We start from the raw sequence: 21,278 nt of genomic DNA on the forward strand, positions 1-21,278 counted from the left end.
TCGCGTTTGACAAGTGGAGGCAATCTCCATATTTTGAAATCGGAGACGGCCTCCAGTTCGATCGTACCTCGCGAGGTGCAGCGTGAAGATCCTGATGTTCGGCCGTGGCGTGATCGCCACCATCTACGGCTGGACCCTGCGACAGGCGGGACACGAGGTCGAGTTCTACGTCCGCCCGGGCCGCGCGGCGACGTACGGAGACGCGGTGGACCTCGATCTGTTCGACGCGCGGCGCCGGGTGTGGGGGCAGCGCGTCGAGGAGAAGTGGCCGGTGCGCTACCGCGAGGAGCTGGAGCCGGATCACGACTTCGACCTGATCGTGCTCAGCGTGCCGCACCACCGCCTCCCGGAGGCGACGGCCTTCCTCGCACCGCGCGTCGGCCGGGCCACGGTGCTGATCTTCGGCAACGTCTGGACCGAGCCGTCGGCCGCGATCGGCGCACTTCCCGCCGACCAGATCGCCTGGGGATTTCCCCAGGCCGGTGGCGGTTTCGGCGCGGACGGCGTGCTCCGAGGAGCGCTGCTGCCGTCGGTGGTCTTCGGCACCCTCGGCCAGCCCCCGACCGCCCGGGAGCGGGCCGTGCGCCAGGCGTTCCGGGAGACCGGGCTCCGGCTCAAGGAGGAGCCCGACTTCCGCGGCTGGCTGTGGCTGCACTTCGCGTCGGATGCCGGCCTGTTCTCCCAAGGGCTGCGGCGGGGTTCGCTGTCCGAGCTGATCGGGGCCGCGGGCGACCTGCGCGAGGGGCTGCTGGTCGCCCGCGAGCTGCTGCCGCTCGTCGAAGCGCGCGGCATCGACCTGCGCCGGCACCGGGTCGGGGCGCTGCTGTTCCGGGCTCCCACCTGGCTGACGGCCTCCGCGCTCGCCTGGCTGACCGCTCATGTCCCGTCCGTCCGGGCGAACTTCGCGGCGCATTCCGACCCCGACGCCGAGGAGCCCCGCGAGGTCTGCCGGGACGCCCTGGCCGAAGCGCGGCGGTGGGGCATCTCGGTACCGCGCCTGGAAGCGGCGGAACCGAACTTCGCCCGCGAGATCCCGGGCCGAGCCTGAATCCGGGTGGTGTCGTCGGCCCCGGCGGTCCGTCGGGCCCGGAGCCCGGCGCGGATCGCACCGGTGGCGTGGGAAGCCTCGACGCGAGAAGAGGGCCTCCGCGCAACCGCGAAGGCCCTCTCCGACCGCCGAGCGGGCGGGGAGCGGTCAGGGCTGCTGGGACGCTGACGCCGAGCTCACCGCTCCGGCGGCCGGGCCGGTGGATCCGGCCTCGATGTCGACGTCCTTCGGATCCCAGCGAGCGACCAGCACGGTGACGAAGATGATCAGCGGAACCGCCGCGAGGAAGATCATCGTCTGGGACAGGCCCACCGCGGCCACCACGAGCGGGAAGACGTAGAAGCCCACGATGGACCCCACCCGGCTGCAAGCCTCGGCCCAACCCGTGCCCGTACCGCGCAGATCGGTGGGGTAGGAGAGCGTCGCCATCGTCTTGCCCTGCGAACCCGGCCCGAAGGAGTGGCCGAAGATGAACGCGCCCACCAGGAGCGCGGCGAGGTACGGAGCGGACTCCACCTCGACCAGCCCCACGGCGATCAGCGCGAGCACGCAGATCGCGCTGCCGATCAGGGTGAGCACCCGGCCGCCGAAGCGATGCGTGAGGAACGGCTGGATGCCGCCGCCCACGAGGCCGAACACGTTCAGCAGGATCGTGCCGATCACGATGGAGACGACGTCCTGGCCGAAGATCAGCCCCACGATCACGGGCAGGTAGAACCCGACCGCGAAGTACTGGACCGCCTGGAAACCGCTCACCACCGCCACGACGATGGAGCGGACCAGGTAACCGCGCTCGAAGATGCGGCTGATGCGGGTGTCGGCCTCCGATTCCACCTCGCCCTGCTCGATCACGAACTCCGTGGCCGGGAAGTTCTTGCGGAGGATCTTCACCGCCTCGCTCATGCCGAGGTTGTGCGCCGCCCACATGGGACTCTCATCGGCGAACAGGAAGCGGAGCGCCAGGATGATCAGCGCGGGTACGGCGCCGAACCCGACCGCCCAGCGCCACATGTGCTCCTCCATGCCGAGGAACACCAGGGGCAGCACCAGGGCCGCGGAGGTGATCGTCGCGGCGTACCACATGGGCTGCCAGAGGTTGACGAACTTCCCCTTGTCCCTGTTGCGGGTGAATTCCGCGACCAGGCTGAGCGCCGCCGGCATGTCCAGGCCGACGCCCACTCCCAGCAGGAAGCGCCAGATGATCAGCACCTCGATGGAGGGGGACAGGGCAGCGCCGATCGCCGCGACGACGAAGAGCACCAGATCGAGGATCAGCAGCTTGTACCGGCCGAGCTTGTCGACGAGGTACCCGCCGAAGATCGCGCCCAGAAGAGCGCCGACCGCCATCGCCGAGGTGGTCGTCCCCACCTGGAACGGCGTCGGGTTCAGCTCCGCCTTCATCGAGTCCAGGCCGATGGCGAGCGAGGTGAAGTCGTACGCGTCGATGAAGATGGAGCCCAGAGCGATCAGGGCGATGATCTTGCCGCGGGAGCTGCCGGTGGGATGGTCGTTGACGAACGTGATGACATCGCGCTTGCTGCGCAGGACGACTTTGTCCATGGCGGTCTCTTTCCTGGGGGAGGGAACGCTCAGCGTGCGATCGAGATCGTCTGCAGCTCGGTGAACTCGTCGTACCCGTCCATGCCGCCTTCCCGGCCGATTCCGGAGGAACCGAAGCCGCCGAAGGGGACCTCCGGGGTGTTCGGGGCGCCGTTGTTCACCCCGACGATGCCGATCCGGAGCCGCTCGGCGAGATCCTGCGCGGCGGCGAGGTCCCGGCCGCACACGTAGCCGGCCAGGCCGACGCCCCACCCGTTGACCTCCTCGACGACGGCGTCCTCGTCGTCGTAGGTGACCACCGCCAGCACCGGGCCGAAGATCTCCTGCTCGTACAGCTCGGTGCCGCGGGCGTCCTCGACGACTGCCGCGGCCATGAACGCCCCGCCATCAGGACCTGCCTGGCCGCGCACCACCCGCTTCCCGGCCCGCTCGGCCGCGTCCACCAGGGCGGTGAGGCGCTCGACCGCGCCCGCGTCGATGAGCGGGCCGAAGTCGGCCCCGGCCTCGCTCTGCGGCCCCGGACGGGTGGCCGCGACGCGAGCGGCGAGAACGCTCCGGAATTCCTCGGCCAGCGAGCTGGGCACGAACGCGGTGTTCGCGGCGATGCAGGACTCACCGTTGTTCCGCAGCTTGGCGATCATGAGGTGGTCGACGGCGTCGGCCACGTCGGCGTCCTCGCGCACGATGAACGGGGCCCGGCCGCCGAGTTCGAGGCAGGCGCGGGTCATGCTGCGGCCCGCGCGCTCGGCGATGACCTTGCCGATGGGGGTGGACCCGGTGAAGGTGACCGCGGCGACGCGCGGGTCGTCGATCAGCGCGTTGGAGATCTCGATGCCGTCGCCGACGACCTGCCCGATGACACCGGCGGGGAGGTGGCGCTCGCAGATGCGCACCAGCGCGTCGGAGGAGGCGGGGGTGCGTTCGCTGGGCTTGAGGACGGTCGGGCAGCCGGCGGCGATCGACGCGGCGATCTTGCGAGCGGGGATCGACAGGGGGAAGTTCCAGGTGCCGATCGCGGCGACGACCCCCACCGGGTGACGGCGCACGCGGAAGCGGCGCATCGGGGTGACGCGGCCGGCCTCTTCCTCCGCGATGGCGGGGGCCTCGGCGAACCAGTCGAAGTACTTCGCGGAGAACTCGACCTCGGCGGTGGCCTCGGCCATGAGCTTGCCCGACTCCGCCGCGATCGCGGGCGCGATCTCGGCGGCCTCGGCGCGCAGATCGGCGGCGATGCCGCGCAGGGCAGCGGCCCGCTCCCGCGCCGAGGTCGTGGACCAGGAGGCGAAGGCGTCGGCGGCCGCGCCAACGGCGCGCTCGACGTCGGCGGCACCAGCCCAGCCGACGGTCGCGAAGGCCGCGCCGGTGGCGGGGTCGATCACGTCGTGGGCGACGCCGTCGAAGGTGCGGCCACCGATGCGGGCCGCGGGGATGGAGGTGGCGTTCACGCTGATCTCCGTTCATCGGAGTGGACTTGGAACCGGTTCACGGCGTCGGTGTCGAGATCGCCGACGAGGCCGATGGCGGTGGGGGCGAGGACGTTTCCTCCGCGGAGGGGGAACCCGTCGGTGACGAGATCGTCGCGCAGGGGGTTGGCCCGCACGTCGAGCTCGATCCACCCGGCATGGGCGACGGTGGTGGCGAGGGTGATCGAGGCGCGCAGGCCGATGGCGCCGGAGTACCAGTGCGGGCTGAGCGCGCAGCCGGTCCCGTCGAGCTGTTCGGCGAGGCGGCTCAGGACGGTCAGCCCGCCCGACTTGGCGACGTCGGGCTGGGCCTGGACCACGCCCTCGGTGTCCGCGAGGCGGACCAGGTTCTCCAGCCCGTACACGTTCTCACCGGAGGCCAGCGGCATCCCGGTCTTCTCGTGCAGCGCCGCGAGATCGTGCGGGGCGTCCCCGGAGACGGGTTCCTCCAGCCATTCGACGCCTTCCTCCCGCAACCACTCCGCGTTGCCGATGGCCTCGTCGAGCGTCCAGGCCTGATTGGCGTCGGCGAAGACGCGCACTCCCGGGGCCGTCTCGCGGACCGCCGCGATGGTGGCGCGGTCCGTCTCCCGGCCGAACCCGATCTTGGTCTTGATCGCGGTCAGGCCCAGCTCGAGCGCACGTTCGGTGAGCTCGTGAACCTTGGTGGGGCCGATGCCGCTGGCGTACGCCGGGACGCTGTCGCGGACCTGCCCGAGCGTCCGCGCCGTGGACGTGCCGCTGAGCCGACCGCGCAGATCCCACAGCGCGATGTCGACGCCGCTGATCGCCTGCCAGATCGGGCCGTGCGCCCCCCACTGCCGGCCGACGCCGCCGAGCGCGGCGACGAGGGTGTCCAGCAGCGTCCCGGGGTCGAGGGCGTCGCGTCCGAGAACGATCGGGGCGACGCCTTCGAGCAGGGTCGCGAGCCGTTCGCCGGCAGCCCAGTCGGGGTAGTTGATCCAGCTCTCGCCGATCCCCACCTCACCGCCCGCGTGGACCTCGACCAGGAATGTGCGCCGAACCTTCAGCTGGGAGAAGGACATCGGCACGCATTCGTCGAGCGGGCTTTCGAGAACGCGCGCCACGATGCGCTCGATGGGCTGACCGCTCATCGAGCGGCCGCGGACTGCGAGCGGTACAGCGCCTGGACGGCTCCGGTGTCCCGCTCGGCCAGGCCTTGCTCCATCGCAGCGGTGTTCACGCTGTCGATGATCTCGGCGAGGTGCGTGGGCGCACCGACGGAGCGGGCGAGGTCGATGGCCAGCTTGTTGTCCTTGGCCAGCAGGCCGAGGGCGAAGGCGGGCTCGAAGTCGTTCGCGATCATCTTCGGGGCGATCTCCCGGAACAGGTTCGAGACGGTCGCGGCGCCCGAGTCGGCGACGGCGGAGACGAAGACCTCCGGGTCGACGCCCGCGGCCTCGCAGGTGGTGAGGACCTCGGCGGTGATCGCGTTGATCGCACCGAACATGAGGTTGTTGAGGACCTTCACGGCGTGACCGGCGCCGACTCCGCCCACGTGGATGGCCTGCTTGGCGACCGTGCCCTGGAGCACGGAGCGCACCAGCGCGACCGCGGATTCGGGACCCCCGACGGGGAGGGTCCAGTTGCCGATCTTGTCCGGGCGGCCCAGCACCGGAGCGTCGACGTAGGTGACGTCGTGCTCGGCCAGGATCGTCGACGCCTCCTGGGCGGTTCGGGGATCGATCGTGGACATGTCGGCGACGACGGCGCCCCGAGCCGCGGACAGCGCGCCGCGCGCGGAGGCGAGCACGTGCTCGGGCCGCGGTACCGAGAGGACCACCAGCCGCGCGCCCTGAAGGGCCTCTTCGGCGGTGTCGCAGACGGAGATGCCCGAGGAGCGGGCCGCCTCGCGGGCGCCCTCGGAGGGGTCGAAACCGCGGACCTCGTGGCCGCCTCCGGCGACTGAGCCGGCGATGCGGCCGCCCATCGTCCCCAGTCCGATCACTGCGGTCGGTGTCATGTCTCGTGCCTTTCGTCGATGTGGTGCGGGTCCGCGAGCGCGGCGTCGTGGAGGCTGGCGCGCAGCCGGGTGATGTGGTCCCGGGCGACGCTCTCCGCCACCGCGGGGTCTCCGCCCCGGATGGCGTCGATGAGCGCTCGGTGCTCGGCGAGCGCCGTGCGCATACCGCCACGACGGGCGACGGTGGTGGTCATGGCCACCCGGATCTGCCCTTGCAGCTGGCGCAGGTTCTCCGCGAGCCGGAGGTTTCCGCCGGCGTCGCGGATGAGCCCGTGGAACGCCGCGTCGAGCTCCATGTGCCGTTCCACGTCGCCGCTCTCCACGGCGTCGTGGTGGGCTTGCCAGTTCTGCTCCAGGTCGTCGATCAGCGCGGTGTCCGCGGCTCTGGCCGCGAGCCGCGCCGCGAGTCCTTCGAGGACTTCCCGGAGCTCGTAGATGGCGATGAGCTCGTCGAGACCGATCTGCACGACGACCGCCCCGCGGTGGGAGATGCTCTCCGCGAGGCCCTCGTACTCGATGCGGGCGATGGCCTCCCGGACCGGACTCCGGCTGATCTCCAGCTGCCGGGCGATCTCCGGGACGGACAGGCGGCTGCCCGGCGCCAGGCGTCGGCTGAGGATCGCGTCGCGGATCACCTGGTAGGCCTTGTCCACGAGGCCGTCGCCTCGGGTTATGGAGCTCGTGGCGAGCGTGTGCTGATCCATCGTCGACCTCCTTGGCCGGTGAAGTTACATGCAATATGTAATCAGAGGCAATGGGTGGCGCGCAGGAAACCGAGCCGGTGCGCGCCACGGGCGGAGCAGCGGTGGTGGGCCCCGGGGCGGGTGCGCGGCGTGCGACCGGTGTCCCGCTCCGCGGCCCTGGCCGGGTCCTCCGGGCCCGCTCGGGCGGGACGCCGCGAGGGGCCGCGACGCGACGACCGCCGGATGCTCGCGGGGTTGTCCACCGGTACCGGCGCTGGCCGGTCGCGGAGTGGCGGTGGATGGCGCGGTCGCGTGGCGGGTGATCGGCACCGGACGGGGCGGGCGGTGGGGACGTCAGGTCGCCCGCGAGCCGAGCCCGTCGCAAAGCGGAGCACCGCCTCGTGCGCTGGATCGGAGACCCGGCAGCACTCCGAGCCCGTCGACCACGCCCCGCGACGCCGCATCGCCCCGGGAACAGCACGGGTTCCTGGGGCGATGACGTGGCCGAGAGCGGGGCTGGGGCCTCGACCTCGCGTGGTGACCGGCGGGTCGGCTCGTGGCGGCCGCGAACGGGCGTTCTCGCTTCTTCGGCATCCGGGCTGCCCCGCGAGGCACTTCGGGCGGAGATCGCTCGTGGAGCCACCCGGCGCCGGCCAGCAGGTCCGGCGGGTTCGCGCGCGTGACCCGCGCCCGGCGAGCCCCGCGCGCGGATGTCCCGGCGATGACCGCCTGCCCGACGTCGTCGGCGCCGGTGAACGAGACGACATCGCTGAGGCCGACCACGGCGCGCCCGGCCTCCCCGCTGCCGGGCACCACCCGGAACAGGTTTTCCGGCAGGGGCCGGGAGAACAGCTCGCGGAGCCGGAGCGGCACGCCGTCGCCCGCGGAGCCGGCTTCAGCGGGACCGCGTTGCCGAGAACGAGCGCGGGCGCGGCCCTCCACACCGGGATCGCCAGCGGGAAGTTCCGCGGCGTGATCAGGTCGGCCAGGCCCACCGGACGCCGGCGGGTGCGAGCAGGCCGGATCCCACCGGTTCGTGGACGGCCCCGATCGGGTCGCACGCCCGCTGGCAGCAGGACCGGAGCAGCACGACGCTCCGGGACACCTCGGCGACCGCCTCCCGCCGCGGTTCGCCCACTTCCCGGATCACGAGCTCGGCCGGTTCCGCCGCGTGTCCCGCGAGTTCGTCGGCGATGGCGCCGAGGGCGGCCGCGCGGTGCGCGGCCCAGCGCTGTTGGGCTCCCCGAGCGCGCCCGGCGACGTCCGCGGCGGAGCGTTCCGGTACGGCGGCCACCCGCTGGCCGGGCGCCGCGGGGAACTGGTGATCACACCGGTCCTCCGGTGCGCTCCGCGATCACCCGGCGAACGCGTTCAAACCGGTCAGGGCCCTGCCGACGGTGAGCAGGTGGATCTCGGAGGTTCCCTCGTAGGTCAGCACCGATTCCAGGTTGGCGGCGTGCCGCAGCGGCGAGTACTCGCTGGTGATGCCGCTTCCGCCGAGGATGGTGCGGCATTCCCGCGCGGTGGCGATCGCCTCCCGGACGTTGTGCAGCTTGCCCGCGCTGATCTGCTCGGGCCGCAGCGCTCCCGCGTCCTTGAGCCGTCCGATGTGCAGCGCCAGCAGCGCGCTGGTGCTCACCGACAGGGCGCGGTCGGCCAGCTTCTGCTGCGTGAGCTGGAAACCACCGAGCGGACGCCCGAACTGGGTGCGCGTGGTGGCGTACGCCAAGGCCGACCGCAGCGAGTCCCGCGCGGCACCGACGGCCCCGAACAAGATGCCGAAGCGGGCCTCGTTGAGGCAGCTCAGCGGCCCCTTGAGGCCTTCGGCCAGCGGGAGCCGGGCCGCTTCGGGCAATCGCACGTCCTCCAGCACCAGCTCGGAGGTGACCGAGGCGCGCAGCGACAGCTTGTTCTTGATGTCCCGGGTGGTGAAGCCGGGCGTCCCGCGCGGCACCAGGAAACCGCGGATGCCGGACTCGGTCTGCGCCCACACGGTCGCCACGTCGGCGATCCCGCCGTTGGTGATCCACATCTTGGTGCCGTTGAGGATCCAGTCAGCACCATCGCGCACCGCGCGGGTGCGCATGTTCGCCGGGTCGCTGCCGTGGTCCGGCTCGGTGAGGCCGAAGCAGCCGATCGCCTCCCCGGCGGCCATGCGCGGCAACCACTCCTGCTTCTGCTCCTCGGAACCGTGGCGCCAGATGGAGAACATGGCCAGCGAACCCTGCACGGACACGAAGCTGCGCAGCCCGCTGTCGACGGACTCCAGCTCCAAGCAGGCCAGCCCGTACTCGACCGCGCTGGTGCCGGCGCAGCCGTACCCGTCGAGGTGCATGCCGAGCAGGCCGAGCTTGCCGAGCTCGGGGACGAGGTCCCGGGGGAAGGTGCCCGAGTCGTACCACGCCGGCGCGAAGGGCCTCGCGCGGTCGTCGAGGAACGCCGACACGGTGCTGCGGATGTCGCGCTCGGTGTCGCTGAGCGACGAGTCCAGGTCGAGCAGCGCGAGCGGGTCGGTCATCGGCGAAGCCATGTCACTGCTCCTCGGTCGTGAGGGTGGACTTGGGCGTCTGGGCGACGGCGGAGAGCCGGGTGATCCGGCCGAGGCCCGCGTACACCGGTCCGCCGAGGCGGGCGAGCGGGGCCAGCTCGGAGGTCTCGACCTTGCCGTTGACGAGCAGGTCGTCGCGGACGTGGAAGGCGAGCACCTCGCCCACGACGAAGCGGGAACCGGTGCTGCCGTACTCGGTCGCCGAGTGGAACCGGCATTCGAGGGCGATGGCGGGGTCCGCCAGCCGGGGAACTCCGACCTGCTCGGAGGGGACGGTGGCGAGGCCGAGCACCTCGGTCTCGTCCACCTCGGCGGGATGCTCGACGGCGCTCAGGTGCACGGCTTCCATCATCGACTCGTCCGGGATGTGGACCACGAACTCCCCGGTCTCGCTGATGTTCGTCCCCGTGTCCTTGAGGCGGCCCGCCTTGCGGCCGATGTTGATGCCGACCATGGGCGGGGCGTTGGAGACGAAGGTGAAGCAGCTGAACGGGGCGCAGTTCGTCGTCCCCGCGGCCGAGCGCGTGGTCACCCAGGCGATCGGCCGGGGGACGACGATCCCGGTCAGCAGCCGGTAGGTCTGCTCCGGTGTCATCGTCGCGGGTGAGATCGTGGTCACGTGCGTTGCTCCTTGTCCGCCAGCCAGGCTGCGATTTCCGAGGTGTGCTCGCCCAGCGCCGGGGGAGGCAACCGGTACGAGACGGGGGTGTCCTGGAGCCGGATGGGGTTGGCCACGAGGCTCCGGCCGCCGACGTCGACCCGAGGGTGCAGCTCCAGGTGCTCGGCGAGCCGGAACGCCTCGTCGAGGTCGTTGACCGGCCCGCAGGGCACCCCCAGCTCCGCGAGCCGCGAGCACCACTCCCGCGCCGGTCGTTCGCGCAGCGCCGTGCCGAGGACCTCGGCCAGCGCGTCGACGTGCGCGACCCTCGCTCCGTTCGTCGCGAAGCGCGCGTCGTCGGCGAGCGCGGGTGAGCCGATCGACTCCGCGAGAGCGCGGAACTGGCGGTCGGTGCCCACCGCCAGGACGACGGGGAGGTCGGCGGTGGGGAAGACCTCGTACGGCGCGATGGAGGGATGCCTGTTGCCGAGTATGCCGGGTACTCGCCCGGCCATCGTGTAGGCCCCGGACTGGTTGGTCATGCTCGACAGCAGGGTCGACAGCAGGTCGACCTCGACCAGCTGGCCACGACCCGTCCGGTCCCGGTGGCGCAGCGCGGACAGGACTCCCATGCCCGCGTGCAATCCGCAGAGGACGTCGACGAGCGCGACCCCGACCTTCGTCGGCTGCCCGGGTCCTGGACCGGTCATGCTCATCAGCCCGCCCGCCGCCTGGACGAGGAGGTCGTACCCGGGCAGCGCCGCCCCCGGGCCGGAACCGAAACCGGAGATCGAGCAGTAGACGAGGCCGGGGTTGTCCGGCCGCAGCGACGGTTCGTCCAACCCGAGCCGCGCCATGGTGCCGGGGCGGAAGTTCTCCACGAGGACGTCGGCCCGCGCGGCGAGCTCCCGCGCGCTGGCGAGCCCGTCCGCGTCGCGCAGGTCGAGCACCACCGACTTCTTGTTGCGGTTGACCGACAGGCCGTAGGTGGCCTCGCCGCGGTGGTGCGGTGGCCCCCAGGAGCGGGTGTCGTCGCCCGTGCCGGGGCGTTCGACCTTGACGATCTCGGCACCCAGGTCGCCCAGCAGCATCGTGAGGTAGGGCGCCGCCAGGACCCGGCTGAAGTCGGCGACGAGCAGGCCGTCCAGCGGGCCGCCGCCGCTCACGGCCGCCGCTCCCGGTACTCGGCGAGCAGCGCCTCGGACGGCGGGTAGACCCCGCTCAGCGAGGCTCCGGCGCGCACCTTCTCGCCGATGAACTCCTCCAGCCGCTCCTGCTCGGCCGCGGCTCGGGCCACCTCGTCGGCGAGGGCGCGGGGAATCACGACGACTCCGTCGTCGTCACCGACCACCACGTCACCGGGGAAGACCGCGGTACCGCCGCAGCCGATCGGCACGTCCTGCTCGACGACGCGCAGGAACGCGCGGCTGACGTTGGCGGTCGAACCCGCCGAATAGCAGGGGAGACCGACGGCGGCCACGCCCGACACGTCGCGCAGGCCCGCATCGGTCACCAGGCCGCGCGCACCGCGGACCCGCAGGCGTTCCACGAGGATGTCGCCGCCGGTGGCGGTGCGGTCCTCGCCCCGCCCGTCGATCACCAGCACCCCGCCCGCGGGCGTCGACTCGATCACGTCGAACAGCGACACGCCGGGAACGGGAGCTGAGCCGGGCCAGTGCCCGTCCAGATCCTCCCGCGAGGGGATGGTGCGCGCGGTCCACGCCGCTCCGACCAGCCGGTGACCGGGTCGCAACGGACGCGCACCGCTGATGAACTGGTCGCGCAACCCGCGCTTCAGCAACTGGCTGGCGATCGTGGCGGTGCTCGCCGAGCCGAGCAGCTCGGCGACCGGTTCCGGAACCCGCTCCCAACCGGTCATCGCGCCTCACCCACCAGTCCCCACGAAGAGGCCGCGGCGCGCACGCGACGCTGCCCGTCCTCCGACAACGGCACCAGCGGCGCGCGCAGCCCCGGCCCGATCAGGCCGGCTCGCGACATCAGCCACTTCACGGCCGTCGGGTTGGTCTCGGTGAGCACCACGTCGTTGAGGTCGAGCAGGCGGAAGTGGAGCTCCCGGGCCTCCTCCCACCGCCCCTCGGTCACCGCCTCGTACATGCGGGCGATCTCCCGGGGCACGAGGTTGGCGGTGACGCTGATGAAACCCGCGCCCCCGATGGCCAGCATCGGGAAGCACAGGGCTTCGAGTCCGGAGTAGAGCAGGAAATCCGGCCCGGTCTCGCGGAGGACGAAGTTGGCGTGGGCGAAGTCCGGACTGGCCTCCTTCATCCCGATGATGTTCGGAACGTCGCGCCACAGGCGCCCGACCGTCTTCGGCGCCAGCTCGACGCCGGTCCGCGACGGGATGTTGTACATGATGATCGGGATGTCGACGGCTTCCGCGACCTCGCTGTACCAGGCGTAGAGACCGTCCTGGGTCGGCCGGGCGTAGTAGGGGACGATGACCAGGGCGGCATCAGCTCCCGACTCCGCCGCCCGCCGGGTGAGGGCGATCGTCTCCGGGAGCTGGTGGGTGCCCGTGCCGGGCACGAACGGCAGCCTGCCCGCGACCGCGTCGGACCCCAGATCGATCATCTGGAGGCGTTCGTCGAAGGTGAGCGCGCCCGGCTCGCCGGTCGTGCCGGTCACCGAGATGCCGTGGCTGCCCGCCTGGACCTGGTGGTCGATCAGCTCGCGCACCGTTCGCGCGTCGATCGTCCCGTCTTCCTGGAACGGGGTGACCAGCGGCGCGATGGAGCCGCGCAGTCGGGACGTGAGGTCGGACATGGGCCTCCTCCTTCAGGGGAGCGGTGCGTCGCCGAGCTGGCGCGTCGGCCGGCGATGCCGTTGTACAGTCGTCTGGTGGATGTGGACTTGGTCGTTCTGCGATCCTTCGTGGTGCTTTCGGAGGAGTTGCACTTCGCCAAGGCGGCCGCACGCCTGCACGTCGAGCAGCCCGCGCTCAGCAGGCGGATCAAGCGCCTGGAGCGGCAGTCGGGCGTCCGGTTGCTCGTGCGGGACACGCGCAACGTGCGCCTGTCGCCCGCCGGGCGGGAATTCGCCGCGCAGGTCGCGGAGGCGTTGCAGCGGCTCGACTCGGCCGTGGAGCGGGCTCGCGAGCTCGCCGCCGGGGAGCGGGGCACGCTGCGCATCAACTACACGCTCAGCGTGGGTTACGAGACGCTGCCGGTGCTGGCCGATCACGTCCAGCGCGCCCTCCCGGGCCTGGTGTTCCAGGCCGTCGAGGCATGGGAGGTCGACGTCGTCGACTCGCTCCGCCGCCGTCAGTGCGACGTGGGCCTGGTCCGGTACGACCCGTCCGACGACGAGCTCGACTCGGTGCTGCTGCGCCGCGAGCCGCTGGTCGTGGCCGTGTCCGACGCTCACCGGCTGGCCGAACGCGACAGCGTCGGGCTCGCCGAGCTGCGCGCGGACCGCTTCGTGATGACCCCGCGGTCGCTGGCCCCCGGCTACCAGGCCCTCATCGACGGGATCTTCGCCGAGGCCGGGTTCGAGCCCGAGACGGTGCGCAACACGGTCCCCGGCAACCGGCTGATGGCCCTCCAGCGGCAGGCCAACGCCGTCGCGCTGCTGCCCGCTTCCGCGCAGCTCGGCCGAGTTCCCGGCATCGCCTTCGTGCCCGTGACCGACGAGTTCGCGCTCCTGCCCGTCCACCTCGTGCACCGGCGGGACGCCGACGAGGCCGTCAGCTCGCTGGCCGACACCGTGCTGCGGGAAGCGCACCGGTTGGGATGGTTGCGTTCCGTCAACTCGCATCGAGGGCACCCCGGGTCTCCTTGAGCCGCGACACGACCGCGAGGAAGAGGATCGAGATGACCGCGCCGCACACCACGAGCACCGGGATGATCGATTCGGTGCTCGCGCTCACCGCCGTCACGAACGTCGGCAGCAGACCGCTCATGCCGTAGCCGAAGTTCCAGGAGAACGCGGTGGCGGTCGATCGGATCTCGGTGGGGAACAGCTCGTTGACGAAGATGATGAGCGGCGCGCTGATCGCCCCGGACGACATGACCATCAGCGCTCCGCACAGCAGCAGCACCCATTCCGCCGGGCGCGAAGCCATCACCAGGTACAGGCCCGGGATGAGCAGCAGGCACGTGATTCCGGAGCCCAGGAACAACTTCCGCCGCCCGACCCGCTGGCTCAGGTGTCCGCAGGCGATGGAGACCACCGCGGAGAGGGTCACGTTGACGATCAGGAAGATGCTCGCGGATTCCTGGGAGAGCCCCAGGACCTGCTTGTACACCGTCGGCAGGATCCCGGTCGTCAGGTAGTACGGGGCGGAGGCGGCGAAGACGACGACCACGGCCGTCAGGGTGATCGTGCGCCACTGCTTCGAGAACAGCTCCCGGGCCGGGCGGCGCCGGGTCCCCGCCTCGCCCGCCGTGCGCTCCTCGGACCGCTTCCGCAACCACGCGGGCGACTCGTCCACCCGGCGAAGCACCAGGTAGTTGGCGACCGATCCGACGATGGCGAACAGGAACAGCAGACGCCAGCCCCAGCTCTCGAACCGCTCCTGGCCCTGGACCGAGACCAGCCCCACCACGATGAGGTTGATCACCACCACCGCGAGGCTCGCGCCACCGCCCTTGATGAGCCCGGCGGCCATGCCGCGCCACCGCTCGGGCAGCGACTCGGTGGCGATCGTGTGCGACGAGGCGGTGATCCCGCCGACGAAGAGCCCCTGCACGATTCGCAGCACCAGGAGCAGCACCGGCGCGGCGAGCCCCAGCGTCGCGATCCCGGGGAGGAACCCCATGGCCGCCGTGGAGATCCCGGCACCCAGCACCGAGATCGTCATGGCCCGGCGGCGGCCGCTGCGGTCGGCGACGGAACCGAAGACCAGCGCGCCGAGCGGCCGGACCACCAGGCTCACGGCGAACGCGCCGTAGGTGGCGGTGAGTCCCAGCAGCGGATTGGCGCTGGGGAAGAACGCAGCGGAGACGTAGCTGGCGACGTGGAGGATCACCAGCAGGTCGTACATGTCGACCGACCAGCCGAGGACCGCCGCGCCGAGCGACCTGCGCTGGCCCGCGGACAGGCGATCGTCGCGCTTCCGGGACGTGCGGAGTTCAGCCATGATCCGGATTGCTCCCGTCCTCGAAGCGGAACAGCTCCTGCGGATTTCCGACCAGGATCCGCTCCCGCACGTCGGGATCCGGTGCGTAGCGGGCCAGCAGGTTCGCCAGCTCGCCGTCGTCGGGAACGGGACCCGCGTGCAGCGGGTGGGGCCAGTCGGTTCCCCACAGGACGCGTTCCGGTGCCCGGGCGATGTACTCGCGGGCGTAGGCCGTCGCGTCGTCCCAGGGAGGACCGGCCACCGAGCGGCGATCACCGTTCGAGAGCATGACCCACCAGTTGCCCCGCTCCAGCAGGTCCAGGACGTGCCGGAAGTTCGGGTCGTCCACGCCGAGCCCGTACCGCAGCGGTCCCATGTGGTCGATCACGACGTCGGTGTCGAGGCCGTCCAGCAGCGGGGTCACCTCGCGCGGGTCGATCCCGTTCATGTGGAGCTTCAGGTGCCACCCCAGCGGCACGACCCGAGCCGCGGTCCGGCGGACCTCGTCGGGCGTCGGCAAGGCGTTCTTGAGCTTCGGGTGGAAGTTGAAGCGGGCGCCGCGAACACCGGCCTCGTGCATCCGCTCCAGCTGGGCGTCGTCGACGCTGTCGTTGACGACCCCGCATCCCCGGTAACCGGGACCGGCGATCCGCAACGCCTCGATCAAGGCGCCGTGGTCGGTGCCGTAGGCCGTCGACTGGACGATCACACCGCGCTCGATCCCCAGCGTCGCGTGCATGCGCAGCATGGCCTCGACGGTGGCGTCGTGGACGACGTAGGCCGCGTCGGGGCGCGTCGGGAACCGGTCGGGGGAGCCGAAGATGTGGGTCTGGCTGTCGCAGGCCAGCGCGGGGGTCGGCTCGGCGGGTTCGCTGGTGTCGGCGACGAAGTGCGCGTACTCAGGCATCGGGGCCTCCGGTGAGCACGGCGAGCACCTCGCACTGCACCAGGATGTGCGGCTTGGTGGTGCCCACGGTGACCTGGCGGGCGGGGCGGCTGCTCGGGTCGGGGAACAGCGCGCACCACTGCCGGTTCAACTCCTCGCGGTGCTCCGGATCCGCGAGGCGGACGGAGAGCTTGGCGATGTCTCCCAGCGATCCGCCTCCGGCTTCCACGACGGCGGCGACCCGTCCGAACATGGTGCTGATCTGCTCGTCCACACGCGGGGAGAACTCCTCCGGCGCCGACCCTCGTCCGCCGCCGTGCAGCGCGCCGGTGACCAAGACGTCACCGATGCGGCATGCCGCGGGAACCGGGTTCTCGTGGGAAAAACCATCCACATGAATGCTGCGCCTCATCGCATGGACTCCCTTGTCTCAAGGTTGGGCTAGCGACGTCGACGGTATGGCCGTGCGAAGCCGCCGACCAAATCCTCTTGCGAAGGGATTGATTCCCGACAGGAATTGGTTGAGTCCGAACAGGCCGGGCGGCGAGCACGACCGACGACCCGCCACGAACGCCCGGCCGCTACCCGCGCAGGCGGTCGATCACGGGCAGTCGTCGTCGAGGTGCGCGTGCGTCACCGCGCAGGAGGGCGCCACGGGCGTGGCCCGAGGTCGCGCTGCCGACACCGGTCGTCACCAGCGCTCGACGCCCAGCGACGAGATGCCCCTCCGCTCCGATCAGGGCACGCGGCGGCGGGGACCGCGACGACGGTGCGCACCGCGACGAGCACGCGGGGCAACCCGGACCGGCGTCGGGCGTCTTACCGGGAGAGGCGGGCGGGAGCACGGGCTCCCGCGAGGAGAGGAGCAGGACATGCTGAGGACCACCCTCGGGGCGCTGGCGCTGGCGGGCACGGCGTTGACGTTGACGGCGTGCGGAGCCGGCGCCCAGGCGGCCCAGTCGGCGCTCGGCGCGCAGTCGGGCGCCGGGGACGACGCGGCGCGCACCGCCGAGGTCGACACCCCGCGTTGCGGAACCGGCGATCTGAACGCCAGGTTCGGCGGGGTCCTCGACGACGGTTCCGGTCAGCTGCACATCCAGCTGGAGTACACCAACGTCTCCGATCACGAGTGCGTCCTGCGCGGCGCGCCGGGCGTCGACCTCATCGGCCCGGTCGACCCCGTGCACGGGGCCACCTATTCCGTGCCGCGGGTCGACGACGGGGATCCCGGGTATCTGCTCACGGCCGGCGAGCGGGGCATGGCGGATCTGACGGTGCTCCCGGACCGCGGCCCCGAAGCGTGGCGGCCGACCGAGCTGATCACCACTCCGCCGGGGCAGGAGGACCCGCTGCGGATCCCGTGGTCGCACGACTTCGGCGTGGTGCGCCAGGACGGCGCCACCCACCCGGGCACCTACGTGCACAACTTCAAGCCGTTCTGATCGGTCGAGCGGACCGTTCGCGCCGCCCGGCCGTTCGGTCCGCTCCACCTCCCCGACGGGACCGCGTCGTCCACTTCGGACGAACGAGCTGGGGGAGACCTCGCACCGGCCTGCTCCAGGGCCCCGACACCCCGCGTGCACGACGTCGGTGACCCCTGGCCGCGACGGTGCTCGGCTCCGCGCTCCGAGGTCGGCTTCCAGCGGCCGCCGATGTCCTCGATGGATCGGGCTTCGCATCGATGAGGACGGGGCGGCGATCCGTTGCCGGGAAACGAAGTTCCCGGGGCGGGCGCGGTGTCGGTGGCGGGGAGTCCCGGTCGCCGCGCTCGCTCGCTCGGCCAGGTTCAGGAAGCGGCCGAGCTCAGCCGGCCCCGTAGGCCGGGCGGCGAGCTCCCGCTCATCCCGCGATGCCCGCTGTCGGCCCGGCTCGACCGAGATCGCTCCCGCCCACCCGGCCTGGCTCCGGTCGGGATGCGCCTCCGGCCCGGATCACGGACGCATCCCGGGCCTGGTCGCCCCGGTCGACGCGCTCCGTCACCGCCGGTGAGACGGTGGCGGGCACCTGCCAGGTCTCCTGGCGCAAGAAGCCGAGCAGCGCTGTCTCCGCTGGCCCCGCACCGGGCCGGATCGCGGCCATCGCGGTCTGGGACACGGCCGGGAACACCGGACGCGCGAGGTGCTCGTGACCGTGCGGCACCGCGGAGGCCGGTACGAGGGTCGCGCCCAACCCGTGAGCGGCCCAGCGCACGGCCGTCGCCGTCTGGGTCGCGCGGGCCACCGCGGTCGGGACGAGGCCGTTGTCCCGCAACACGTTTCGCAGCACGCCGTCCAGCGCGCTGTCCTGGTCGAACCGCACCCACGGCTCCCGCGCCAGTTCGCGCAGCTCGACGCGCTCCGCGGCCAGCTGCGGGTGACCGTCGCCCAGCACCACGACGAACTCCTCCTCGCCCAGGCGGTGCCCCTCGTACAGGCCCTCGTCGCACGACCCGGTCACCAGGGCGAGGTCCAGCGCGCCGCGGCGCGCCAGCCGACCCAGCTCGGCGGGGTTCGGCTCCTCGAAAACGGTGACCTCCAGCCTGGGGTAGCGGCGGCGCAGCGCGCCCAGCGCGCCTGGCAGCTGCCGCGCGCCCAGACCCATCTGCGCCGCGACGACCAGCTCGCCCACCAGCTCCTCGGCACCTGCTCGCGCCGTCGTCCTCGCCCGGCGAGCCGCCCGCACAGCGACCTCGGCTTCCCGCAGGAACGCCCGGCCGACGACCGTGGGCACCAGCCCGGTCGGCGTGCGGGCGAACAGCTCCACCCCGAGGTCTCGCTCCAGGCCGCGGATCTGCTGGGACACCGACGGTTGAGCGACGTGCAGCATCTCCGCTGCCGCCGTGACCGACCCCGCGGCGGCGACGGCCAGGGCGTAGTCGAACTGGCGAAGGTTCATCGGCTCCGGTTCCTCCCTGTCCGGCGGAGCGCGATCCGCCGCGTCTTCACCGGGAACAACCGATGTCCGGCGGTGGAGATTCCCGCCCTCGGCGAGCGGCGCCGCGCGCTCGGCGCCGCCGACCCGCCCGCCGAGCCATAGGAGGCGCCTATGGCAGCGACCGCGAATACGTCTTTGATTTCCGTGCGAGAGCGTCCGTAACTTGAAGAAATCAGCGATGCGTGCGCCGCTCAGCGCAATGCGAATTGCCAGGAACGCCATTCGCATCGATCGACTCCGCAAGAGGAACGGGAACAGGACATGACGACCATTGAACGAGGATCGGCAGCGCAGGAGCTCAAGGGAAAGCGGGCTCTCGTCACGGGTGGTACTCGCGGAATCGGTGCCGCGATCGTTCGCAGGTTCGTGGAAGAGGGCGCGGAGGTTCTCGCCGCAGCCAGGTCGGTGCCGGACACCGTGCCGGAAGGGGCCGGTTTCGTAGCGGCCGATCTGCGGACTCCGGACGGGGTGGAGGCGTTCGCGGCTGCCGCGCTGGAGCGACTCGGCGGTGTGGACGTCCTGGTCCACAACGCTGGCGGTGCGGGCCCGAGCGAGAGCGCGCTGAGCATCTCGGAGGACGAGTGGCAGAACGTGCTGAACCTGAACTTCATGTCGGCGGTGCGCCTGGACGCGCTGGTGGCGCCGGGTATGCGGGAGCAGCGTTCGGGCGCGATCGTGCACATCTCCTCGGCCGCCATCTTCCCGCCGGTGCCGCAGGTCGTGCACTACACGTCGACGAAAGCGGCGCTGGAGAACTACAGCCGCGGGTTGACGGCCGAGCTCGCCCCGTTCGGGGTCCGGGTCAACGTCGTGACCCCCGGCCGAACGGACACGCCCGGCGGTGAGCGCACCAGGGAGCAGTTCGCCCTCATGGGCGAGGCCGCGATCGATTTCCCCGACGTTCCGCTGGGGCGTGACGGTGCGCCCGAGGACATCGCCGAAGCGGTCCTGTTCCTGGCTTCCGAGCGCGCGAGCTGGATCGCCGGCGGCAACCTCGTCGTCGACGGCGCGGAATTCCCCCGACGTTGATTCCGGGGGAGTTCGACGCGAACGAGCCCGGCGAGAACGCCGGGTTCGACACCTCATCACGAAAGGCCGACCAGCGTGGAATTGCGAGGCAGAACTGCTCTCGTCACCGGCGGGACCTCCGGGATCGGGCTGGCGACGGCTCGACTGCTGGCCCGCGACGGTGCCGAGGTCGTCATCGCCGGCCGTGACGCGGAGCGCGGCAAGGAGGCCGAACGAGCCGCGAGCGGGGAGGGCGCGGTCCGGTTCGTCGCCGCCGATCTCGGCGATCTGGACTCGGTCCACGAGCTCGCCCGGCAGACCGGCCCGGTTGACGTGCTCGTGAACAACGCGGGCATCTACCCGGCCGCACCGACCACCGAACAGACCGTCCAGGAATACGAGCACATCTTCGACGTCAACGTCCGGGGTGCCTACTTCCTCGTCGCCGCGCTCGTCCCGCACATGCTCGCCAAGGGCGAGGGCGCCATCGTCAACGTCACCTCGATCACCGCCTCCAGGGGTTTCGCCGGTTCGTCCGCCTACGGCGCGTCCAAGGCGGCGCTGGAGGCGTTGACCCGCAGCTGGGCCGCCGAGTTCGCACCCGGTGGAGTCCGGGTCAACGCGGTGTCGCCCGGATCCACCCGCACCGAGGGTGTGCTGCGAGAGCTGGGCCCGGAGGCCGACCGGGCCGTGACCGAGATCCTGGGTATCACGCGGTTGGCGGATGCCGGGGAGATCGCCGAGGCGATCCGATTCCTCGCGTCCCAGCGAGCCAGCCACATCACCGGTACCACCCTCGACGTGGATTTGGGCGCCGCGACCACGTGGAGGTATGCGGCCGCCCGTCGATGAACCCCGCCCAGCCGCGCACCACGATTGGTTCCGGCGAGGAACCACCGCGGTGGGCGGCTCGGGTGAAACAGCGGAACCGCGAGCGCAGGCCCGCGTTCGATCGCGCTCGTCGGTCCCCAGCGGATCGTCCGCACGCGCCACGCGCCCGCACGAGAGATGACGGAGGAAGCAGATGATCGCGTTCACCAGCACGAGAAGTCGACGGGTCCGGTGCGGCCGATGACCGGGGCTACCGAGAGCGGAGGCGAGGTCTGGGCCGTCGCGCGGGTGAAGTTGCACGAGGGAAAGCTGGAGGACTTCAAGCGCGCGGCGGCGAGGTGCCAGGAGCGCACCCGCGCCGAGGACACCGGAACGCTGCGGTACGAGATCTACCTGAACGCGGACGAGTCCGAGTGCGTCCTCATCGAAGGTTACCGAGACGTCGACGCGCTGATCGAGCACAACGCCAACCTCGGTGATCTGCTGCCCGCGATGCTCGGCACCGGATCGGTCTCCGCCGAGCTGCTCGGGCACTTCAGCGATGAGTTCAAGCAGCGATGGCAGGGCGAACCCGTGCGCTTCCTCGATGCGTTCGCCTGAATCGACCTGCGCGGTCGTCGTCTCGGCGCTGTCCGCGATGTCGTCGCGGTCCGACCGCCGGGCGGAATCGGCCTCGACG

Annotated in this window: 21 protein-coding genes and 1 pseudogene; 6 read left to right on the plus strand and 16 right to left on the minus strand. The window is 71.6% G+C overall.

The window, feature by feature from the left end; translation table 11 throughout:
- The first annotated feature begins 82 nt into the window (after positions 1 to 82).
- Positions 83 to 1,048 (plus strand): ketopantoate reductase family protein, encoded by a 966-nt coding sequence (locus ACL03H_RS00930; protein WP_412809084.1) that lies wholly within the window; start codon positions 83 to 85, stop codon positions 1,046 to 1,048.
- A 147-nt stretch (positions 1,049 to 1,195) separates the two neighbouring features.
- Here ACL03H_RS00930 and ACL03H_RS00935 read toward each other — a convergent pair whose 3' ends face one another.
- The 12 genes and pseudogenes from ACL03H_RS00935 to dapA form a co-directional block, all read right to left on the minus strand.
- Positions 1,196 to 2,608: an MFS transporter gene (locus tag ACL03H_RS00935; protein WP_412809085.1), complete on the minus strand. Its 1,413-nt coding sequence runs from the start codon at positions 2,606 to 2,608 to the stop codon at positions 1,196 to 1,198.
- Between the two features lie 29 nt (positions 2,609 to 2,637).
- The gene (locus ACL03H_RS00940) at positions 2,638 to 4,053 is read right to left on the minus strand and encodes an aldehyde dehydrogenase family protein (protein ID WP_412809086.1); all 1,416 of its coding nucleotides are present in this window, start codon (positions 4,051 to 4,053) and stop codon (positions 2,638 to 2,640) included.
- Positions 4,050 to 5,186, minus strand: coding sequence for a mandelate racemase/muconate lactonizing enzyme family protein (locus tag ACL03H_RS00945; protein WP_412809087.1), 1,137 nt, complete (start codon positions 5,184 to 5,186; stop codon positions 4,050 to 4,052). The genes ACL03H_RS00940 and ACL03H_RS00945 overlap by 4 nt, the downstream gene beginning before the upstream one ends.
- Positions 5,183 to 6,055, minus strand: coding sequence for an NAD(P)-dependent oxidoreductase (locus tag ACL03H_RS00950; RefSeq protein WP_412809088.1), 873 nt, complete (start codon positions 6,053 to 6,055; stop codon positions 5,183 to 5,185). The genes ACL03H_RS00945 and ACL03H_RS00950 overlap by 4 nt, the downstream gene beginning before the upstream one ends.
- Complete coding sequence (locus tag ACL03H_RS00955; protein WP_412809089.1) at positions 6,052 to 6,759, minus strand: GntR family transcriptional regulator; 708 nt, start codon at positions 6,757 to 6,759, stop codon at positions 6,052 to 6,054. Before ACL03H_RS00955 ends, ACL03H_RS00950 begins: the two co-directional genes overlap by 4 nt.
- Positions 6,760 to 6,800: 41 nt before the next feature.
- Positions 6,801 to 7,799 (minus strand): aldehyde dehydrogenase family protein, encoded by a 999-nt coding sequence (locus ACL03H_RS00960; protein ID WP_412809090.1) that lies wholly within the window; start codon positions 7,797 to 7,799, stop codon positions 6,801 to 6,803.
- Positions 7,715 to 8,041, minus strand: a pseudogene (locus ACL03H_RS00965) (aldehyde dehydrogenase family protein); the annotation flags it as partial. The gene ACL03H_RS00960 and the pseudogene ACL03H_RS00965, both read right to left, overlap by 85 nt.
- Positions 8,042 to 8,092: 51 nt before the next feature.
- Complete coding sequence (locus ACL03H_RS00970) at positions 8,093 to 9,268, minus strand: acyl-CoA dehydrogenase family protein (RefSeq protein ID WP_412809091.1); 1,176 nt, start codon at positions 9,266 to 9,268, stop codon at positions 8,093 to 8,095.
- Position 9,269: 1 nt separating this feature from the next.
- Positions 9,270 to 9,905, minus strand: a complete 636-nt coding sequence (locus tag ACL03H_RS00975) for a flavin reductase family protein (protein ID WP_412809092.1) — start codon at positions 9,903 to 9,905, stop codon at positions 9,270 to 9,272.
- Positions 9,902 to 11,050: a CaiB/BaiF CoA transferase family protein gene (locus tag ACL03H_RS00980; RefSeq protein WP_412809093.1), complete on the minus strand. Its 1,149-nt coding sequence runs from the start codon at positions 11,048 to 11,050 to the stop codon at positions 9,902 to 9,904. The genes ACL03H_RS00975 and ACL03H_RS00980 overlap by 4 nt, the downstream gene beginning before the upstream one ends.
- Positions 11,047 to 11,763 carry an RraA family protein gene (locus ACL03H_RS00985; protein WP_412809094.1) on the minus strand — a complete coding sequence of 239 codons (717 nt, stop codon included), beginning with the start codon at positions 11,761 to 11,763 and terminating at the stop codon, positions 11,047 to 11,049. Before ACL03H_RS00985 ends, ACL03H_RS00980 begins: the two co-directional genes overlap by 4 nt.
- A complete protein-coding gene (gene dapA, locus ACL03H_RS00990; RefSeq protein WP_412809095.1) occupies positions 11,760 to 12,668 on the minus strand; it encodes a 4-hydroxy-tetrahydrodipicolinate synthase in 909 nt (302 codons plus the stop codon). Before dapA ends, ACL03H_RS00985 begins: the two co-directional genes overlap by 4 nt.
- Positions 12,669 to 12,755: 87 nt before the next feature.
- On the opposite strand from dapA, the gene ACL03H_RS00995 reads away from it, so the two are divergent.
- A complete protein-coding gene (locus ACL03H_RS00995; protein WP_412809096.1) occupies positions 12,756 to 13,682 on the plus strand; it encodes a LysR family transcriptional regulator in 927 nt (308 codons plus the stop codon).
- Here ACL03H_RS00995 and ACL03H_RS01000 read toward each other — a convergent pair.
- The 3 genes from ACL03H_RS01000 to ACL03H_RS01010 are packed head-to-tail and all read right to left on the minus strand — an operon-like array spanning position 13,648 to position 16,121.
- Positions 13,648 to 14,982, minus strand: a complete 1,335-nt coding sequence (locus ACL03H_RS01000) for an MFS transporter (protein ID WP_412809097.1) — start codon at positions 14,980 to 14,982, stop codon at positions 13,648 to 13,650. The genes ACL03H_RS00995 and ACL03H_RS01000 overlap by 35 nt on opposite strands.
- Positions 14,975 to 15,868, minus strand: a complete 894-nt coding sequence (locus tag ACL03H_RS01005) for an amidohydrolase family protein (RefSeq protein ID WP_412809098.1) — start codon at positions 15,866 to 15,868, stop codon at positions 14,975 to 14,977. The genes ACL03H_RS01000 and ACL03H_RS01005 overlap by 8 nt, the downstream gene beginning before the upstream one ends.
- Complete coding sequence (locus ACL03H_RS01010) at positions 15,861 to 16,121, minus strand: RidA family protein (RefSeq protein ID WP_412809099.1); 261 nt, start codon at positions 16,119 to 16,121, stop codon at positions 15,861 to 15,863. The genes ACL03H_RS01005 and ACL03H_RS01010 overlap by 8 nt, the downstream gene beginning before the upstream one ends.
- A gap of 598 nt (positions 16,122 to 16,719) precedes the next feature.
- Between ACL03H_RS01010 and ACL03H_RS01015 the strand changes: the two genes are divergently transcribed.
- Positions 16,720 to 17,289, plus strand: coding sequence for a DUF4232 domain-containing protein (locus ACL03H_RS01015; RefSeq protein WP_412809100.1), 570 nt, complete (start codon positions 16,720 to 16,722; stop codon positions 17,287 to 17,289).
- 397 nt (positions 17,290 to 17,686) lie between these two features.
- Here the strand turns inward: ACL03H_RS01015 and ACL03H_RS01020 are convergent, their stop codons facing one another.
- On the minus strand, positions 17,687 to 18,721 hold the full coding sequence (locus tag ACL03H_RS01020) for a LysR family transcriptional regulator (RefSeq protein WP_412809101.1): 1,035 nt from the start codon (positions 18,719 to 18,721) through the stop codon (positions 17,687 to 17,689).
- A gap of 300 nt (positions 18,722 to 19,021) precedes the next feature.
- Between ACL03H_RS01020 and ACL03H_RS01025 the strand changes: the two genes are divergently transcribed.
- The 3 genes from ACL03H_RS01025 (at position 19,022) to ACL03H_RS01035 (ending at position 21,199) form a co-directional block, all read left to right on the plus strand.
- The gene (locus ACL03H_RS01025) at positions 19,022 to 19,789 is read left to right on the plus strand and encodes an SDR family oxidoreductase (protein ID WP_412809102.1); all 768 of its coding nucleotides are present in this window, start codon (positions 19,022 to 19,024) and stop codon (positions 19,787 to 19,789) included.
- A 75-nt stretch (positions 19,790 to 19,864) separates the two neighbouring features.
- Complete coding sequence (locus ACL03H_RS01030) at positions 19,865 to 20,620, plus strand: SDR family NAD(P)-dependent oxidoreductase (protein ID WP_412809103.1); 756 nt, start codon at positions 19,865 to 19,867, stop codon at positions 20,618 to 20,620.
- Positions 20,621 to 20,839: 219 nt separating this feature from the next.
- The gene (locus ACL03H_RS01035) at positions 20,840 to 21,199 is read left to right on the plus strand and encodes a putative quinol monooxygenase (RefSeq protein ID WP_412809104.1); all 360 of its coding nucleotides are present in this window, start codon (positions 20,840 to 20,842) and stop codon (positions 21,197 to 21,199) included.
- The last annotated feature ends 79 nt before the right edge of the window (positions 21,200 to 21,278 follow it).

Origin of the sequence: Saccharopolyspora antibiotica (assembly GCF_047200635.1) — a bacterium.
GTDB lineage: Bacteria > Actinomycetota > Actinomycetes > Mycobacteriales > Pseudonocardiaceae > Saccharopolyspora_C.

Bases quoted from the DNA above. Each gene is read 5' to 3' on its own strand.
- ACL03H_RS00935 (WP_412809085.1), bottom strand. From the start codon at position 2,608: ATGGACAAAGTCGTCCTGCGCAGCAAGCGCGATGTCATCACGTTCGTC.
- ACL03H_RS00945 (WP_412809087.1), bottom strand. From the start codon at position 5,186: ATGAGCGGTCAGCCCATCGAGCGCATCGTGGCGCGCGTTCTCGAAAGC.
- ACL03H_RS00950 (WP_412809088.1), bottom strand. From the start codon at position 6,055: ATGACACCGACCGCAGTGATCGGACTGGGGACGATGGGCGGCCGCATC.
- ACL03H_RS00955 (WP_412809089.1), bottom strand. From the start codon at position 6,759: ATGGATCAGCACACGCTCGCCACGAGCTCCATAACCCGAGGCGACGGC.
- ACL03H_RS00970 (WP_412809091.1), bottom strand. From the start codon at position 9,268: ATGGCTTCGCCGATGACCGACCCGCTCGCGCTGCTCGACCTGGACTCG.
- ACL03H_RS00985 (WP_412809094.1), bottom strand. From the start codon at position 11,763: ATGACCGGTTGGGAGCGGGTTCCGGAACCGGTCGCCGAGCTGCTCGGC.
- dapA (WP_412809095.1), bottom strand. From the start codon at position 12,668: ATGTCCGACCTCACGTCCCGACTGCGCGGCTCCATCGCGCCGCTGGTC.
- ACL03H_RS01000 (WP_412809097.1), bottom strand. From the start codon at position 14,982: ATGGCTGAACTCCGCACGTCCCGGAAGCGCGACGATCGCCTGTCCGCG.
- ACL03H_RS01005 (WP_412809098.1), bottom strand. From the start codon at position 15,868: ATGCCTGAGTACGCGCACTTCGTCGCCGACACCAGCGAACCCGCCGAG.
- ACL03H_RS01015 (WP_412809100.1), top strand. From the start codon at position 16,720: ATGCTGAGGACCACCCTCGGGGCGCTGGCGCTGGCGGGCACGGCGTTG.
- ACL03H_RS01020 (WP_412809101.1), bottom strand. From the start codon at position 18,721: ATGAACCTTCGCCAGTTCGACTACGCCCTGGCCGTCGCCGCCGCGGGG.
- ACL03H_RS01025 (WP_412809102.1), top strand. From the start codon at position 19,022: ATGACGACCATTGAACGAGGATCGGCAGCGCAGGAGCTCAAGGGAAAG.
- ACL03H_RS01035 (WP_412809104.1), top strand. From the start codon at position 20,840: ATGACCGGGGCTACCGAGAGCGGAGGCGAGGTCTGGGCCGTCGCGCGG.